General features: G+C 50.8%; 20 protein-coding genes. 3 read left to right on the top strand and 17 right to left on the bottom strand.

What is annotated here, in order from left to right; all coding sequences use genetic code 11:
* Positions 1–513: 513 nt before the first annotated feature.
* On the top strand, positions 514–1,155 hold the full coding sequence (locus FD34_RS03995) for a VTT domain-containing protein (RefSeq protein WP_057806996.1): 642 nt from the start codon (positions 514–516) through the stop codon (positions 1,153–1,155).
* Here the strand turns inward: FD34_RS03995 and FD34_RS08400 are convergent.
* The 17 genes from FD34_RS08400 to FD34_RS04075 form a co-directional block, all read right to left on the bottom strand.
* Entirely contained in the window at positions 1,084–1,761 is a 678-nt protein-coding gene (locus tag FD34_RS08400) for a TIGR01906 family membrane protein (RefSeq protein ID WP_162255396.1), read from the bottom strand. The genes FD34_RS03995 and FD34_RS08400 overlap by 72 nt on opposite strands.
* Positions 1,754–2,527, bottom strand: coding sequence for a TIGR01457 family HAD-type hydrolase (locus tag FD34_RS04000; RefSeq protein ID WP_057806999.1), 774 nt, complete (start codon positions 2,525–2,527; stop codon positions 1,754–1,756). The genes FD34_RS08400 and FD34_RS04000 overlap by 8 nt, the downstream gene beginning before the upstream one ends.
* Positions 2,524–3,057, bottom strand: a complete 534-nt coding sequence (locus tag FD34_RS04005) for a YutD family protein (protein WP_057807000.1) — start codon at positions 3,055–3,057, stop codon at positions 2,524–2,526. Before FD34_RS04005 ends, FD34_RS04000 begins: the two co-directional genes overlap by 4 nt.
* A gap of 47 nt (positions 3,058–3,104) precedes the next feature.
* Positions 3,105–3,713, bottom strand: coding sequence for a metallophosphoesterase family protein (locus tag FD34_RS04010; RefSeq protein WP_057807002.1), 609 nt, complete (start codon positions 3,711–3,713; stop codon positions 3,105–3,107).
* Positions 3,714–3,802: 89 nt separating this feature from the next.
* Positions 3,803–5,005: an acetate/propionate family kinase gene (locus FD34_RS04015; RefSeq protein WP_057807004.1), complete on the bottom strand. Its 1,203-nt coding sequence runs from the start codon at positions 5,003–5,005 to the stop codon at positions 3,803–3,805.
* A gap of 16 nt (positions 5,006–5,021) precedes the next feature.
* Complete coding sequence (locus FD34_RS04020; RefSeq protein ID WP_338040427.1) at positions 5,022–5,999, bottom strand: class I SAM-dependent methyltransferase; 978 nt, start codon at positions 5,997–5,999, stop codon at positions 5,022–5,024.
* 287 nt (positions 6,000–6,286) lie between these two features.
* Positions 6,287–6,718, bottom strand: a complete 432-nt coding sequence (locus tag FD34_RS04025) for a ComGF family competence protein (protein WP_057807006.1) — start codon at positions 6,716–6,718, stop codon at positions 6,287–6,289.
* Complete coding sequence (locus tag FD34_RS04030; protein ID WP_152936725.1) at positions 6,715–6,975, bottom strand: hypothetical protein; 261 nt, start codon at positions 6,973–6,975, stop codon at positions 6,715–6,717. Before FD34_RS04030 ends, FD34_RS04025 begins: the two co-directional genes overlap by 4 nt.
* Before the next feature lie 10 nt (positions 6,976–6,985).
* Complete coding sequence (locus FD34_RS04035) at positions 6,986–7,414, bottom strand: type II secretion system protein (protein WP_057807010.1); 429 nt, start codon at positions 7,412–7,414, stop codon at positions 6,986–6,988.
* Complete coding sequence (comGC, locus tag FD34_RS04040) at positions 7,411–7,728, bottom strand: competence type IV pilus major pilin ComGC (RefSeq protein ID WP_057807013.1); 318 nt, start codon at positions 7,726–7,728, stop codon at positions 7,411–7,413. Before comGC ends, FD34_RS04035 begins: the two co-directional genes overlap by 4 nt.
* Before the next feature lie 2 nt (positions 7,729–7,730).
* Positions 7,731–8,684 (bottom strand): type II secretion system F family protein, encoded by a 954-nt coding sequence (locus tag FD34_RS04045; RefSeq protein ID WP_057807014.1) that lies wholly within the window; start codon positions 8,682–8,684, stop codon positions 7,731–7,733.
* A gap of 34 nt (positions 8,685–8,718) precedes the next feature.
* Positions 8,719–9,696: a competence type IV pilus ATPase ComGA gene (gene comGA / locus FD34_RS04050; RefSeq protein ID WP_057807016.1), complete on the bottom strand. Its 978-nt coding sequence runs from the start codon at positions 9,694–9,696 to the stop codon at positions 8,719–8,721.
* 101 nt (positions 9,697–9,797) lie between these two features.
* On the bottom strand, positions 9,798–10,544 hold the full coding sequence (locus FD34_RS04055; RefSeq protein ID WP_057807018.1) for a YebC/PmpR family DNA-binding transcriptional regulator: 747 nt from the start codon (positions 10,542–10,544) through the stop codon (positions 9,798–9,800).
* Between the two features lie 72 nt (positions 10,545–10,616).
* Positions 10,617–11,489: a hypothetical protein gene (locus FD34_RS04060; protein WP_057807019.1), complete on the bottom strand. Its 873-nt coding sequence runs from the start codon at positions 11,487–11,489 to the stop codon at positions 10,617–10,619.
* A gap of 10 nt (positions 11,490–11,499) precedes the next feature.
* A complete protein-coding gene (gene ccpA / locus FD34_RS04065) occupies positions 11,500–12,507 on the bottom strand; it encodes a catabolite control protein A (protein WP_057807021.1) in 1,008 nt (335 codons plus the stop codon).
* A gap of 257 nt (positions 12,508–12,764) precedes the next feature.
* The gene (locus tag FD34_RS04070) at positions 12,765–13,202 is read right to left on the bottom strand and encodes a hypothetical protein (RefSeq protein WP_057807023.1); all 438 of its coding nucleotides are present in this window, start codon (positions 13,200–13,202) and stop codon (positions 12,765–12,767) included.
* Positions 13,195–13,635 carry a DUF948 domain-containing protein gene (locus tag FD34_RS04075; RefSeq protein ID WP_057807025.1) on the bottom strand — a complete coding sequence of 147 codons (441 nt, stop codon included), beginning with the start codon at positions 13,633–13,635 and terminating at the stop codon, positions 13,195–13,197. Before FD34_RS04075 ends, FD34_RS04070 begins: the two co-directional genes overlap by 8 nt.
* A gap of 148 nt (positions 13,636–13,783) precedes the next feature.
* On the opposite strand from FD34_RS04075, the gene FD34_RS04080 reads away from it, so the two are divergent.
* Together FD34_RS04080 and FD34_RS04085 are read left to right on the top strand one after the other, a co-directional pair.
* Positions 13,784–14,662, top strand: coding sequence for a mechanosensitive ion channel family protein (locus FD34_RS04080; RefSeq protein ID WP_057807026.1), 879 nt, complete (start codon positions 13,784–13,786; stop codon positions 14,660–14,662).
* Positions 14,652–15,488, top strand: coding sequence for an HAD-IIB family hydrolase (locus tag FD34_RS04085; protein WP_057807028.1), 837 nt, complete (start codon positions 14,652–14,654; stop codon positions 15,486–15,488). Before FD34_RS04080 ends, FD34_RS04085 begins: the two co-directional genes overlap by 11 nt.
* Positions 15,489–15,552 lie beyond the last annotated feature (64 nt).

Here is a 15,552-nt window from a genome sequence, read left to right on the forward strand (position 1 = left end):
GAAGACCCTACACATTTAGTTCGTCAAAAACTTTGTTCAGTTTTCAAAGGTCTACTGCGCTGATTAAATCAGCATTAATATTTTATCAAACTTGCCACCAGTTTGTCAAGAGCTTTTTTTAAGTCAAGCGAATAACAAGCGACTTTGATAATATATCACGCTGTCCAGCAACTGTCAATAAGTAATTTTAGCAAATCATCTTTGCCAGTCGCTGACAACGATAACTACTATACCGTGATCACTTTCTAATGTCAACAGCTTTTTCAGCTGCTAATTTGGCGTCTTTCTTTTTTGCTCAAGTATTATCTCCTAATCAAAAGGAATGTTCGCCTTATTTTGTTCAGGCCACGATATTTCACCTGAGTAGTAGACTATTATCAGCATAAAGGCAAACAATGACTTTAAGAAATTTATTTTGTTCACCCTAGATATTCCTAAATTACGGTTCACAAAGAGCATTAATCTTGCTAAACTCAAATATTGTTAACAAACAAAAATTAAAAGGAGCTAAAATTGTCTACTTTAATAGATTTCATTCTCCATATTGATGTCCACTTGATTCAGATTGTTAATCAGTTTGGTAACAGTACTTACTTCATCCTACTAGCGATTATCTTCATCGAAACGGGAGCGGTTATCATGCCCTTCCTTCCTGGCGACTCGCTACTTTTTGCAGCTAGTGCTCTTGCGGCTGATCCTCGCTACCACCTTAATATTTGGATTTTCGTCCTCACCTTCCTAATTGCCTGCCTAGCTGGGGACTCTATTAACTTCCTGATTGGGCATAAGATCGGAAAAAGCCTCTCCAACCACTCCCTCTTTGGAAAGCTTATCAATAAGGAAAGCCTTGCTAGGGCAGAGGGATTCTTCGAAAAACACGGGGCACCAGCGATCATCCTAGCCCGTTATATGCCGATTATCCGGACCTTTGCCCCCTTTGCAGCCGCTGGATCCGGGTTCCCCTACCAACGTTTCATCCGCTATAGCATTATCGGTTGTACCAGCTGGGTGGCCCTATGTTGCGCCTGCGGTTACTTCTTTGGTAACCTTCCCTTTGTTCAGGAACACTTTTCGATTATTATCCTAGCTATTATCGTGGTAACCCTGATTCCGGCCATCGTCGGTTTTATCCGTTCGAAGTTTAAAAAGGCCTAGCTGAGATGCTAGCCACCCCCATAGGAGCAGCAACAAGGTAATCGCAATCACTACAAAAATAATAAAGAGGTGCCAGAAAAACTCCTCCGGCATCACCAGAATGATTGGGTCCCGGCTAGGTACAAAGATCCAGTCCTGATTATTAAACAAAAGTTGATGGAAGCAAACAAAATCCCTTGAGAAGTTGATCAAGGGTATCCATACAGTCATCACAATCATATAAAATAGCCACTTCAACGGCAAGAGCACGGATAACAGTTGCCCCTGCCGTTTTTGTTTTGCCAAAAGCCAAACGCCAAGCACCATGCTAACCAATCCCACTGCCTCCCCTATTAGTAAAAGATGACGAACATCGCGAAAGTGGTCGCCCGCATGTGAGCTCAACGGAATGTTAGCGAGGGATAAGCGGGTCGGCCAGGGCTGCTGCAAATAAACCAGCAGGCGGCAATAATCGGCACGGATTACGCCCTCACCCAGGTTGAACTGCCCTCGGGCTGGTAAGTGGATAAATAGCGGGGACAGATTAACCGTAGCAAAAAGGGCAATCCCGCTTACGGCTAGCAGACATAGCACGACCGTCACGATTGCCCGTATATTCTTACTCAATTGCCCATTCATCAAGATTTTTCACCGTATGGGTGGGCTGGATCGTCATCTTCGCTACCTGCTCCGGTGTTGACAGCCCCGTATAGACTAGTAGGCTATCCATCCCCGTGTTAATAGCAGCCCGAATATCCGTGTTATAGTTGTCGCCAACCATTACTACCTCTTCTTGCGACAGTCCCGTCTTTTGCAACGCCATCTGCATAATGGTGGCCTCAGGTTTACCAATCATTACCGGTTTCTGCTGGGTGGCATACTCAACCAGTTTGATCAATGAACCAGCGCCCGGCACCATCCCACGTTCGTTAGGCAGGTTACTATCCGCATTGGTCCCGATAAAAGTGGCACCGGCCCGGATCAACAATACGGCCGTCTCCAGTTTGGCATATGTGACCTGCGAGTCGAGCCCGACAACCACGTAATCGGGCTGGTGATCAGTCAGTATAAAGTGACGCTGCTTAAGAGCATCGCGCAGGCCACTTTCCCCTACCACGTAAGCTTGTCGCCGATCGCCGGCTACCCTGTCCAGATAATCGGCAGTGGCTAGGGCAGTCGTGTAGACGTTAGCAGCCGTGACGTCGATATCATGATTGTCGCGAAGGTTAGCAGCCACGAACTCTGGCGTCCGCGTACTGTTATTGGTTACAAACAACACTGTTTTATTCGCCGCCTGCAGCCGCTTAATAAACCGGGCCGCGGCGGGGATACGTTTAGTGCCCTTGTATGTTGTCCCGTCAAGATCAATAAAGTATCCCTGATATTTTTTCATTTCTTTGCTCCTTGTCGACGCTTATGGATAACAAACTTTTGCTGGTGGTTACTAGTCTTGACCCGCTCAGCCTGCTGGTGACGACGGTGCCGAACCCCTGGCTGCTTGAGCTTACGACGTCGTTCCTTAATTACCGGACTCTTCTTCCGTCGCCGCCGCCGAGGCACTCGCACATCATCGTTATGGATAATGAAATAGGCACAACCAAAATTACAATTCTCATAGAGGTAGTCCTCGATCGTATCGGCCCCCTGTTCAGGGTTATAATGCGGGTTACTCTTGGCATAAAAGCCCTTCAGTCGCAACTGTTCATAGCCCCAGTCCCCGACGATGTAGTCGTACTTACTGAGAATGTTACTATAGCGCTTGGCCAGCTCCGTACCGTTGAAACCGTCACGGTATTCTTTGACCAGCTCGTAAGGGTGGCCGTTGAGAGTAAAGCGGTCGTGGTCCTGGGCCGCAAAGTGGTACAGGTCCGCACGCTGTTCCTCACGTTGGTCAATGTAGTCTTGTATTTTTGCTCGGTTCATTCGGATTCCCCTTTTACAATCTGTCTCTGTAAATCATACCACAAGTCTTATTGCCGCTTGGCAAAGTCTGCAGCCTTGCCCTCCACCATCTGCTCCACCTCGGCGAAGTTCAGCGGTTCACCAAAGGCTGGTTTGGCTGCCAGGTAGTCAAGCTCTGGACTATCAACGCCGACGTTAATGTTTTCCTTAACGGGGACGGCATAGTGGTGAATGTGACCGTGAAGATTGATAATTTGTGGGGCGATCCCGAGCATCAGCGGGTAATGGGTCAGATAGTACTGGCGGTGGTCATACTTCAGCAGGACCCCGACATCGTGAAAACGGAACTTGGGCGCCCCACCGAATTCATAGTTATGGGCTGCCAGGTACTTAAAGAGGTCCCGGCTGTCATGATTGCCCTTGATCAGGACCAGGTGACCATTGAGCTGGTTTAAAACATCCAGGACTGCCGCGTGGGATTCCTTAGCCGGCTTGGTGAAGTAAAGGGCAATGTCTCCGAGGTGGTAGACCGTATCGTTAGGGGCTACCTTGGCATTCCAATTGTCGATAATGGTTTGATTCATCACCTGGACATTGGGAAAGGGCCGCGGCGCAAAGTCGTCAACCCCTAGCAGGTCACTATGAAAGAAATGGGTATCGGCCGTTACAAACTGCATACAATCACCTTCTGTCTTTCATTAATACAAAATAACCTAAGACCACTTCGCCCGGTCTTAGGTTATTTTTATTTATCAATATTTGACAATTACTTACCCTGTTCCTTCTTCAGACGTTCGATGTCACGAACAATCATCAGCTCTTCATTGGTTGGGATCAACAGGGTCTTGATCTTAGCATCCGGCGTTGACAGATCACGTTCAACACCGTGGCACTGGTTCTTCTCCTGGTCAATCTTAATCCCGAAGTAGGCCAGCTTATCAGTAACCATCTTCCGGACTGGGACACTGTTCTCACCAACCCCGGCCGTGAAGACGATCGCATCGGCACCACCCATTTCGGCGATGTAGGCACCAACGTACCGAACAATCCGGTTGACGTACATATCAAGAGCCAGCTGAGCCTGATCATTACCCTTATCAGCCGCTGCCAGGATATCCCGCATATCAGGTGAGAGTTGGGAAATACCCAGCAAACCGGACTTGTGGTTTAAGGTGTCGATCATTTCCTGTGAGGTTGTCCCCAGCTTTTCCTGAACAAAGGCAACCAGTGATGGGTCAACATCCCCAGAACGGGTAGCCATCGTAATCCCAGCCAGTGGGGAGAAGCCCATTGAGGTATCGAAGGACTTACCACCCTTGACGGCCGTGATCGAAGCACCGGCTCCAATGTGCATTGTAATCAGCTTAAGATCTTCAAGTGGCTTACCCAGCATGGCGGCAGCCCGACCGGCAACGTAACGGTGGCTGGTCCCATGAGCACCATACTTCCGCGCACCGTACTTCTCGTACCACTCGTATGGCACACTGTAGAGGGCGTTCATCTTTGGCATGTTGACATGGAAGGAGGTATCAAAAACAGCAACCGCAAAGGCATTCGGCAAAACCTTGCGAAAGGCCTTAATCCCAACTAATTCAGCAGGGTCATGAAGGGGAGCGTATTCAGATAATTCGTCAATCTTCTTGATGACATCATCATCGATAACAGCAGAATCCTTAAAGAACTCACCACCGGCAACGACCCGGTGACCGACCGCTGTGATTTCGTCATAGCTCTTGACGATCCCCAAATCAATTAATTGGTCCAGCAGGTAGTTAACGGCTGCCCCGTGATCTTCAAATGGCTTTTCTTCTTCGTGCTTTTGGCCATCGCCGTACTTAATTTTAGCATGACCCATCTTTTCACCAATCCGTTCGATGGTTCCTTCAGCAACCACGTCCTCGCTTGGCATATCGAATAACTTGAACTTTAACGTTGAACTACCGGCATTAACGGCAATTGTTTTTGACATTATAAATTGTCTCCTTTTATTGAACTAAATTCGTGGCAACCCAATGATCGATTTTCTTCACAAAGGCAGCAAATTCCTTGGTCTCCTTAAATGACGGGAATTCACCTAGGAGAACCTTCGTTGCCTGCTTGCTGTCGCCTCCCTGACGTTGCAAGAGAAGAATCGCCTTCTGGGCGGCCGGATTGGCAAACAGCTCGGCAGGCAGGTTAACCAGCCCTTGTAAATAAGCGACCGACTGAATCCACTTGACAAATGACTGCGATTCCTTGGTCTGGAACAGGTTGCTTGGTACCAAAAATACCCCAAAGCCACCCGGTCGCAGATAGTTCATCGACTGCTCAATCAGCAGGTGGTGAACGTAGGAATGACCTTCCTTTGCCCGGGTCTGATAGTTTTCGGTGTTTTGGTCCAGTGGATAGTAACCAATTGGTAGGTCGGCCACCGCCAGATCACACTGTGGAATGTCCAGCGCGTTGATTGCATCCTGGTGGTACAAGTCCACGTCCAACTTCTGCAAAGCAACACTTGCACTGGCAACCTCCAGCATTGCAGAATCATTGTCGATCCCATAACCGTGGATGGGCTCCTTGCTGGCCCTCTGCAGCTGATTGATGACCGTCGTCAATAGATTAGCGGTTCCAACCGCCGGGTCAAAGATAGTGTACGGCCGGTTAATCTTCGTGACTTTCTCAATCAGAAAGGCCATCAAGAATCCAATCGTGTCCGGTGTCATCTGGTGGTTGGCCTGAATGGCATCCTTACGAATCACCTTCAAGAAACTCAGCTGCACCAGCTGACGGAGAGTCTCAGGATCAGTATCGGTAATATTGAGCTGCCGGTAAATCTCCGTCAACTTCTTGACCGTTGCCGAATCGGGCACCCCGTCCTCAACCTGAACCTCATTATTAATGAGATTCTCAATGTTCTCGAGCATAGCGTCCAGGTAAGAGCTTCGCAGGGCCGCCTGCAAGATCTCCGTCCCCTGGTCAAACAGTTGAAATAATTGTTGTGGTGTTTGTTGTGCCAGTGTTGGTCACCTCCATTAGATTACAATCATTCCACTTAATAGTTTACCGATTAAACCCGATAAATTCAAGAATCCGCCATTCACTAAACAATTATTTTTTATTTGCCAAGTTATGGACAGCCTCACGGAAAAACTGCCGCGCCAGCCGGTCCTCAATTAGCCATTGTTGACTGTAATAATGATATTGCCAAACCACCGTCAAACAAATTACTATTAGGACAATCATCGCCGTCAGCAGGGCGTAACCAGGACGTTTACTCGTGATAAAACTGAATAATCCCCACCAATTCTTCACCATTTTTTCGTCTCACCTCCACACGCACCCGCTGACCGGGAAGTCGCTTAAAACGGCATGTCTCCCCCTTAATGCCGTCAAATAGTGGCAGGTAGCCGCCCCGGTCCCAGGCCTTCAGGTACAGAGCATCACGTCCCTGAAGAGTATAGTCCAGACCGGTATGGGGGCTAAATACCTGGAGCTCGTCCTCGCCCACATTCCTCAAAATAAAGTGGTGACTGTCGGCCTCCATTTCCTGCAAGAAGACGTACCAGTCAACCGGACTATCTAAGGAATGACGGTTACTGGTTGCCAGCGCGGTCATCCCCCATCCCGCTAGTAATAACGTCAGGGACGCAACCACAAGCGCCAGCACACACTCGATAATCGTAAAGCCGGTCAGTCGTTTCATTTTCTCAGTAACACCACCAATCGCGAACCATGGTAAACCGTAACCTGATCCAGAGTGGCCCGGGCCCGATAACCTCCACGCTCAATGATCGCTGGCCGCCCCGTGGCCACCAGTTGGTCACTACTCTCCTTCGCCAGTCGGGCAGCAATCAGCCGTGCATCATGTTGACCCTGCTGGCGGGATAGCTGCTGTTGAGCAGTCAGTAAGGTTACAATACCGAGCGTCACCACCGTCAGAGCCAGAATGCTATCAGCCATCACGAATCCCTTAATCCGGTACCTTTTCAAGTCGATAACCTCCCCACGCTAGTTGGATCTTCATCAGGTAACTACAGTGCTCACGCTGGGACGTGAACCGCATCGTCTGGGGAGCCGTATACCCCGAACCATCAATCATGAACCTACTGAAGCGGTCAGCCTTCAGCGTCGGCGGAATATTCAAGCAGGTTGTGTTACCATCCCGGTCAAACGCAATTTGTTGGCTGGCAGGATGGTAGTCAATCACCGTTACCTGGTGGCGGACCTGGGCGGCAACCTGAGCGGCTCGCCATTCCTGCCGCATCCCGTGCCAGAATTCTTGTTCAACAATTGCCTGTCGACTCGGCTGAAAGTTGGGCACCAGTAGAAGGTAGATGACCGCCACCAGCCCCATCACCACGATCATTTCGACACTGGTAAAGGCTCGGCTCGCCCTCATCGGTGGACCGCCTTCCCGTCAACAATCGCAATTCCCTCCTTCTTGGCTTTCTGTACCTGGGCCGGCGTCAGATAGTTGTGCTCCCTAAGCTGATCCAGGCTCACACTACTGCTCCCTGTTTCATTTTCGTAGGCGTCAACCTGGGTCTGGACAACTGAAACCATCGCATTGCGGTGAATCCGGTTGGCGTTCTGTCGTTGCTGGGCCAGATTCGGCAGAATGATCAAGATCAACAGGCTAATAATAAAGAGTACAATTGACATTTCTAGTAAGGTGAACCCAGCGCGTTTTTTCGTCAGATACTTTTTGATCATGATTAGGCAACCCCCTGTAATGAATGATAGATCGGTAAGAGAATACTAAGGTACAAGCTAACAATTGCTGCCGCAATCAGGACGAAGACCACTGGTTGTACCCAGACCAGTAGCCGTTCAATCGAGTGTACCAGCCGTTTAAACTGCAGCTGGGCAAAAACGGCCAGTTCATCCCCCAGTTCCTCCATGGTAATCCCCTTGTTGATAAAGACCACTAGCTCGTCGGGAATGAAGGGGTACGAAACAATCACGCGATCGAATTGTTCGCCCTCGTCCACCAGACGACGAATGATGGCGCTGAACTGGTACAGGAGTGATTGCTCCCCGTATTGGCTCGTTACCCGAATAATCTCTTGAAGAGACAGGCCATGACGGAGCATCCCCGCAAGGTTAGTCGTCAGGTAGTAGCTGTAGTACAGTTGATAGCTCCGGCCCACAATTGGCCAGTGGCACCGCCGAATCATCCGCTGACGTGATGACAAATGTTGCCACCGGTACCAATTAAATCCGCCGATAATCGGTAAAAAAGTCAGGAGGTAAGCACCTAGGTTGATTGCTAGGGCCTGCCAATGATTGTTTGCCGATTGCGTCTGCCAGCTATTGAGCTCCGGGTAGACGAAGATAACGAGACCGCTGACGACCATTACCAACATTCCGAGTAAAATCAACGGGTACTGGAGGAGGCTACGAAGCTTACGTCGCTGCCGGATCTCGGCCATCCGGAGTGTTCCCAGCTCATTTAACGTCTGCCCTAGGGCGCCGTGTAATTCGGCCAGGCGCAACTGATAGTAGAGGTCCTGGCTGACATAGCGTTGCAGGCCGGTTGCCAGCATCTCGCCCGCCGCTAGCTGCCGCTCAACGTCATCAAGGAGCGGGGTCAAGCCTGGCATTACCGTCTTGGTAAATCTCAGGGCGTGTTGAAGTGAAAAGCCAACCGTCAGCAAGTCGTGGATCAAAAGGAACCACCTCCCCTGATCAGTGGCCGTAAACTTAACCGTTTTGGTAGTGGTTCGCCTCTTTAGGCGTAAGCTGGGCCGTCGCCACCGCCTCTTCCAGGTATCGCGTCCACGCATCGGTCATCCCCCTCCCCTTTTGTTGCCTGATCTCATCAACTAGTGTCGGACCACTCAGCAGGTCAAACAGGACCGCTGACTGATTATTGCTTCGCGTCATCAAGCGCTGATAGGCCACGCCGGTCATCACCTGCTCGAGGTAGTATGGTGCCACCCCCAGCTGAACCAGCCGTGCGATTACCCCGTAGGCATCCCGCGCGTGAACCGTTCCCAACACCAGGTGACCACTTAAAGCCGCCTGAACCGTCATCATGGCTGTCTGGGGGTCACGAATCTCCCCAATGATAAAAACGTTAGGTCGATGACGGAGCCCCAGTCGCAATAGCTCTTGATAGCCCATTCCCGCCAACTCATTAATCTGAAGCTGAATAAAACGGGGCTCATTAATCTCAACCGGATCCTCGATCGTCATCACAACCTGGTCCTGGGTCAGTTCACGGGCTAGCTGGTACATCGTCGTGGTCTTCCCCGACCCCATCGGCCCCGCAAAGAGAACTAGCCCCCGACGGTGCAAGAGGGTCTTGAGCTCTTGCCACTGCTGTGGAAAAAGCAGGTGGTAACGATCATCAGTTAGCTGGTAGATGAAGCGCACCACCAGTGATTCACGACCCTGGTAGTCGCCGACACTAGACAGGCGAAGGTTGATCTTCTCTGGGCCGCAGTGCCAATTCATTGCCCCCAGTTGTGGCCGCCGGTGCTCGCTGACGGCCATGTCAGCCCGGTATTTTAAGTAGGCAATCAGTCGACAGCCATAGTCAGTTGGGACCTCCTTGAACAGCTCCAATTGCCCCTGCTGGGCCACCATCAAGCGGTAGTAGTGCTTAAACGGCAGAACATAAAGGTCAGCAATCCGCCGGCTGGTAATCACATTCAGGTCCTTTTCAAAGGCTTCCATTATCCATCCCCCCTACTTAATTAGAACGGAAAAATGGCATTTTAAAACGAAAAAAGAGCTACCGAAATATCAGTAGCTCTCGCTGGGTTGAAAGGCCCTAATTATTCTTCTTCGTCATCATCATCTGGCAGGATCCCAGTCTCGTAGATGTCGGCAACGTCGTCGTTAGCAGTTAATTCATCAATTAAGTGACGGTATTGCTTGACCTTGTCCTCAGGAACGGCGGTCCGGTTTTGTGGGATCATCGTTACTTCGGCTGTGTCAAGTTCGTAGCCCTTGGATTGCAAGGCGTCACGAACACTGGCCATGCTGCTTGGGTCGGTGAAGATTTGGAACTTCTCGTCATCGGCCTTCATGTCATCGGCACCCGCATCCAGGGCGTCCATCAACATGTCATCTTCACTGGTGTCCAGACCGTCACGAAGGATTTCAATCAGGCCCTTCCGGTCAAACATGTAGGAAACGGAACCACTAGCCCCGAGGGAACCGCCAGAGTGACTGAAGGCAGAACGAACTGCCGAAGCGGTCCGGTTCTTGTTATCGGTCAGTGCTGAAACCATGACAGCAACACCACCAGGAGCATAACCCTCGTAAGTTACTTCTTCGAACTTGGCACCACCAATACCAGAAGCCTTAGCAATGGCCCGGTCGATGTTCTTCTTTGGCATGTTAGCCGCATGTGCCTTATCAATTACCAAACGCAGTTGGGCGTTGTTCGCTGGATCAGGATCACCTGCTTTAGCTGCTTGGTACAAATCACGTGAGATCTTTTGGAAAATTTTACCACGCTTAGCATCTTGGGCGTTCTTACGTCCTTGAATGTTATGCCACTTTGAATGTCCTGACATTACTGACTCCTCTTTTCTTAATTAATGTGATAAACAGATAAATTTTAGCAAAGTTTAGAAATTAATTCAAGGTCAACGGTGGGAAAGCAACCGGCTGCCAACCATCCGCCAGATAAACAGGGCAATGGTCACTGCCAGAACCAGGCCAATTGTCGCGACAGTCGTGTGCAAGAAGGCGGTCGCTAATTGGGCCACAAAGGCGGTGTAGTCGGGCTGATCAGCCGCCACTTGCGGAGCCAGCTTGCCAACAGCGGTACACAGGGCACCGTCGATCACCACCGTCCAGAGGCCCATCCGACTGAAGCTGCGGGCAAAGTGTCGGCCGAGTACCGCTATCACAGCAAGGATGAGCAGGCCAATACCAGTCACCATGAAGACGGCATTACTGGTCAAACGGGCAAGGTGAATACCGCTGACCAGGCGCGCCACCATGGGCGTATTCAACTGACTGTTAACTACGTTGTTGACATTCTGCCCCAGGTTAGCCGAGACCGCGCTGCCAACTCCTGCCAGCCCATACTGGGCAAGCTCATTGTCGGCCGTTGCCCCGGCTCGCTGGGTTACTTGATTGAGGTCCAGGTGAATATTCTTACCAGCATAGACCTGGTTGACCGCCTGGGTAAGCAGGTGGTCGGTATCCTTATCGGTCATAATCGAGGTCGGGACTCCATACCGCTCCAGGGCACCGTTAACCTGATCGGTGATGGTTGTCTCCACCACCGAGTCGTGAACCTCATGCAGGATAAACTTTGGATTGAGGATCGTCGCATTGAGAATCATACTCAACACGAAAAGGACCAAAAAAATGGTTCCCCAGAAGTTAAAGAAGTGATGCCGCCTGACCGGGGCCGGGTTCGGTTCGGGTACGGCCTTTACTTCGTCCTGTTGGACGGTCTCCTGTTGGGCGGTCTCCCGTTGGGCTCGTAATTCACTACGCGTTGTCAAAACGGGTTACCTACCGGGTCGACTGCCGCTTGGCAAAACCGTGGTCCAGGATAACATCCTTCTCGTCCGTGGTTGACTCATCGCCATCCATCAGCTTGGTTAACAGCCGCATGGCAATGGCCCCAATATCATATGTCGGTTGCGTAATGGATGAGATCGTCGGCCGGGCAATCTTTGTGTAGTTCGTGTCGTTGGACGAAATGATTTCGAAGTCTTCCGGTACCTTGACCCCGTTGTCGGTCAGGCCGTTAAGTAGGCCCACCGCCAGGTTATCGTCATTGACGTAGGCCGCCTTTGCACCGGCAGCCACTAACTTCTTTGCCTGGTCGTAGCTAGACTGGTAGCTCCCATCGGTTTCCACCACCAGCTGATCGTCAAGGGCAACCTGCCGTTCCTCTAGGGCAGCCTGATAACCGTTTAACCGGTCCCGTCCGTTGATGGTGTACTTCAGTGAACTGGTGACAAAGGCCACGTGATCCTTGGCATTGTCAAGGAGCTTGAGTGTCGCCTCCTTGGCTGCATTTTGGTAGTCGATCCGAACCGTCGCGAGTTCATCGTCGTTCACTACCGATCCGGCGACCACCACTGGTGTGTTGCCACTCTTAAGTTCCTCCTTCAGTTCATCAGGGATATTGAAGCCCATGAAAATGATCCCGTCGACCTGCTTGGCCAAAAGATTGCGAACCACCTTGAGGACCTTGTCGTCATCGTTATCTGAGTTGGTCAAAATGATGTTGTACTTATACATCGAGGCAATATCATCAATTCCGAGGGCCAGGTCCGCAAAGTACGGGTCGGTGATCTGGGGAATGACGACCCCAACCGTGGTTGTTTTCTTGGAAGCCAGGCCCCGTGCCACAGCGTTTGGCCGGTAGTTAAGGCGCTTGATGACGTCCATCACCTTCTGCCGGGTGGCTGGCTTAACGTTTGGATTATCATTGACAACCCGTGAAACAGTTGCCATCGATACTCGTGCTTCACGTGCAACGGTGTAAATTGTTACTGATTGTTTTTCCATAAGATAGCCCTTTCTTTATTGATCTTGTCCGTTTTCATAGTTTTTCATAACTTAACTAATATAGCAGATCGGTCCCAAAATAGCAAACGTTTTCAGCAAAAAAATTGGTGATTAGTGATACCCCTGCTTTATTTTTTTGCCCACGATGACTAATGAACCACTCCATATAAAAATAGGGAGCCACAACCGCGATCATTACCGCCATTGTAGTTCCCTTCTTTTATGTTGCCAGCTAATCACGGGCAAAACTTGCTTTTTTATTTGTCAGCCTTTTTTGCCTCATCGTCGGCATCCGTTGCGTCAATCACGATATCGTCATCAACCACCCGGTCATCATTGTCGTCCGGATGGGCAACATTGGCCAACTCCTGACGAATATCGGCTGTCTCCTGGTCAAAGTCATCGTTAGTCAGCCGGTCAGCCAGGTGGCTGGCAGTCTGCTTAACCTTATCCTTAGCACCCTTGACGCTATTGACCATTCCGCTGAGCTTATCGTCAGCTTCGGCCTCAGCCATCTTGGCGTCAACAATGTCAAGAGCATCTAAGGCATAGTCCGTACCCCGGTCGGCCAGGCCGGTCGCCTTCTCATTAAATTGTTGCTTCAGTGCCGTCTTCTTCTCATTTGGCAGGAGCTTCCAGGCAGCAGCAGTTGCTACGCTTCCCAGCAGTGCACCAATTAATACCTTTTTACTCATCAGTATCGACTCCCTTCTTTTCCGCACGCCGTTGTTTGAAACGGGCAATGCCATTAACAACAGCAGCCTTGCCAGCGGTCTTTAGCAGGCTCATCCCTAGCTGGGCCTTCTCGCGACGAGCATTAACCTTCTCGGTCATCTCGTGCAGGCTGTTGTTGACATCAATCACGCTCTGGCTGACGTCAGCCACCGCCTTAACAGCCGGATCCAGTTGAGTGGACTTCTTGTTGATATCATCGAGCAGGCTATTAGTATTGCCGAGGACATCCTCAACCTCCTTACTCAGGTTATCCATATCACGGGTCAAAACCGCAATTGTGGCGTTGGCTTCCTTCATCGTCTTACTTAGCTGAGTCAGCACAACGCAGGCGAACACAACCAGGATCAAAAAGGCAATTGCGGCAATCAGGCCCGCTAACTGTCCAAAAGTCATGATACCCCTCCTTTTAAGTGTTTATCTACTACAAATCATTCAAGACAAGAATATCACAAAACGGCCACAAACAACAATTGTCCTATCGACATTTCACGGCATTCCTTGTTAAAATTGACCTAATTAGCCAAACGAGGAGGAAGATATTATGGTCATCGCTGCCAGCAATGCCCAGCTTAACAAACAAATTGAGGAGGTACGCAAGGCCTTTACCGACCTGTCCTGGCACCAGATCCTCCAGCAGTGCCTGAACAAACTCCTGCTGATTATCCTGACGATCATCCTGTTTGCCTTTATCCTCTGGATCGGCCGTTTGACCATTAACCACTTGTTTATGGAATCCAACAAACACCAGCTGCTTAAGAATAGCAACCGGCTGGCAACCATTCGCGCCCTGACCCTCAACATCTATCGCTACACCTGCTACTTCTTCTTCCTGTACGCCCTCCTATCCGAGATCGGCGTACCGGTCGGAACCCTGATCGCTGGGGCAGGAATCTTCAGTATCGCCCTCGGGCTGGGGGCCCAGGGATTCGTCAGCGACCTAGTCAACGGCTTCTTCATCCTCCTCGAGCAACAGCTGGACGTGGGCGACGTGGTTGAGGTCGACCAGATCAAGGGGACCGTCACTGCCCTGGGGATCCGAACCACCAAGGTGACCAGCGCCGATGGGACCCTCAACTACATCCCCAACCGTAACATCACGATCGTCCGGAACTTCTCGCGCAACGACATGGTCGCTAACGTCGACATCCACATCGCACCGAGCGCGGTAATCAGTGAAGTAGCCGCGACGGTTCGGGCGGTCAATCAGAAGTTGGTCGCCACCACCCCCGAGTTACGTGACCAACCAGTGATTGTCGGGCCGGTCACGATCGGCACCCAGCTGGCCTTCCGGGTAACAATCACCGTTGCCAACGGCAGCCAGTCGCAGGCAGCCAGCAAGTTCCTCGCCGCCTACCTTCAGGCCCTGCACGCTAAAAACATTCCATTATCATGGGAGGGAGAACACCACAATGAGCATTAAACTAATCGCCACCGACATGGATGGCACCTTCCTGCGTGACGACCATCAATACAACCACCGCCTCTTCAAACACCTCTTCCACCAGCTACAGAAGCGTCACATCCACTTTGTTGCCGCAAGTGGGTCCAGCTTTCCCCGGCTGGCCCGGGAGTTTCAGCCCTATATCGACCAGATGGACTTCATCTCGCAGAACGGTTCGGTGATCCACCACGGCCAGCAGTTTTTGACGGCCTACCCGATCGAGGTAACCGCTCTGAAACGGGTAATGCATATTCTCGACCGCTTTTATGGTCCCCAGGACATCAACCAACTGGTCGTCTCTGGACCAACGACCTCCTACGTTGACCAGACGATGGATGATCAAAACTTCGCCGTAATTAAGCTCTTCTACGAGGATGTGGTTCGGGTACCTGATATCCGCCAGGTCTTCAGTCAATATCCCGACGAACAGTTTACCAAGATTTCGGTCAACTTCGCACCACACATCAACCTCAACAAGGTGGCCGCCGTGATGGATGGCTACCTGCCGCCGTCTCTAATCATCGAAAATTCCGGCTTCAATACCGACCTGATTGGCAATGCCAAGGGCACCAAGCGTAACGCCCTGGCTGTCCTTCAGCAACGCCTCCATCTGGCTGACGATGAGATCGTTACTTTTGGCGATAACGAGAACGACCTGGGGATGCTGGCGATGACTGCTCGTAGCTACGCCATGCAAAACGCCAACCCGGTCATCAAGCTCCAGGCGGCCCACACGACTGCGATCAACAATAACCATGACGGCGTCCTCAAGACCATCGAACAGTTACTCAAGAATGACGCCTAAATAGGAAAGAGGCTGGGAAATAAGCTTCTCGGCACCCTGTACGGCTAGCCTAGGACGGAGGTTG

It is taken from the genome of Limosilactobacillus pontis DSM 8475 (genome assembly GCF_001435345.1).
In the GTDB taxonomy this organism is placed as follows: Bacteria; Bacillota; Bacilli; order Lactobacillales; family Lactobacillaceae; genus Limosilactobacillus; species Limosilactobacillus pontis.

What these genes read in the sequence shown, in the direction of transcription:
- FD34_RS04030 (WP_152936725.1), bottom strand. Translation starts at nt 6,975, where the DNA reads ATGGCTGATAGCATTCTGGCTCTGACGGTGGTGACGCTCGGTATTGTA.
- FD34_RS04080 (WP_057807026.1), top strand. Translation starts at nt 13,784, where the DNA reads ATGGTCATCGCTGCCAGCAATGCCCAGCTTAACAAACAAATTGAGGAG.
- comGC (WP_057807013.1), bottom strand. Translation starts at nt 7,728, where the DNA reads ATGATCAAAAAGTATCTGACGAAAAAACGCGCTGGGTTCACCTTACTA.
- FD34_RS04070 (WP_057807023.1), bottom strand. Translation starts at nt 13,202, where the DNA reads ATGAGTAAAAAGGTATTAATTGGTGCACTGCTGGGAAGCGTAGCAACT.
- FD34_RS04075 (WP_057807025.1), bottom strand. Translation starts at nt 13,635, where the DNA reads ATGACTTTTGGACAGTTAGCGGGCCTGATTGCCGCAATTGCCTTTTTG.
- FD34_RS04005 (WP_057807000.1), bottom strand. Translation starts at nt 3,057, where the DNA reads ATGAACCGAGCAAAAATACAAGACTACATTGACCAACGTGAGGAACAG.
- FD34_RS04015 (WP_057807004.1), bottom strand. Translation starts at nt 5,005, where the DNA reads ATGTCAAAAACAATTGCCGTTAATGCCGGTAGTTCAACGTTAAAGTTC.
- FD34_RS04085 (WP_057807028.1), top strand. Translation starts at nt 14,652, where the DNA reads ATGAGCATTAAACTAATCGCCACCGACATGGATGGCACCTTCCTGCGT.
- FD34_RS04055 (WP_057807018.1), bottom strand. Translation starts at nt 10,544, where the DNA reads ATGTCAGGACATTCAAAGTGGCATAACATTCAAGGACGTAAGAACGCC.
- FD34_RS04025 (WP_057807006.1), bottom strand. Translation starts at nt 6,718, where the DNA reads ATGAAACGACTGACCGGCTTTACGATTATCGAGTGTGTGCTGGCGCTT.
- FD34_RS04010 (WP_057807002.1), bottom strand. Translation starts at nt 3,713, where the DNA reads ATGCAGTTTGTAACGGCCGATACCCATTTCTTTCATAGTGACCTGCTA.
- comGA (WP_057807016.1), bottom strand. Translation starts at nt 9,696, where the DNA reads ATGGAAGCCTTTGAAAAGGACCTGAATGTGATTACCAGCCGGCGGATT.
- ccpA (WP_057807021.1), bottom strand. Translation starts at nt 12,507, where the DNA reads ATGGAAAAACAATCAGTAACAATTTACACCGTTGCACGTGAAGCACGA.
- FD34_RS04035 (WP_057807010.1), bottom strand. Translation starts at nt 7,414, where the DNA reads ATGAGGGCGAGCCGAGCCTTTACCAGTGTCGAAATGATCGTGGTGATG.
- FD34_RS04000 (WP_057806999.1), bottom strand. Translation starts at nt 2,527, where the DNA reads ATGAAAAAATATCAGGGATACTTTATTGATCTTGACGGGACAACATAC.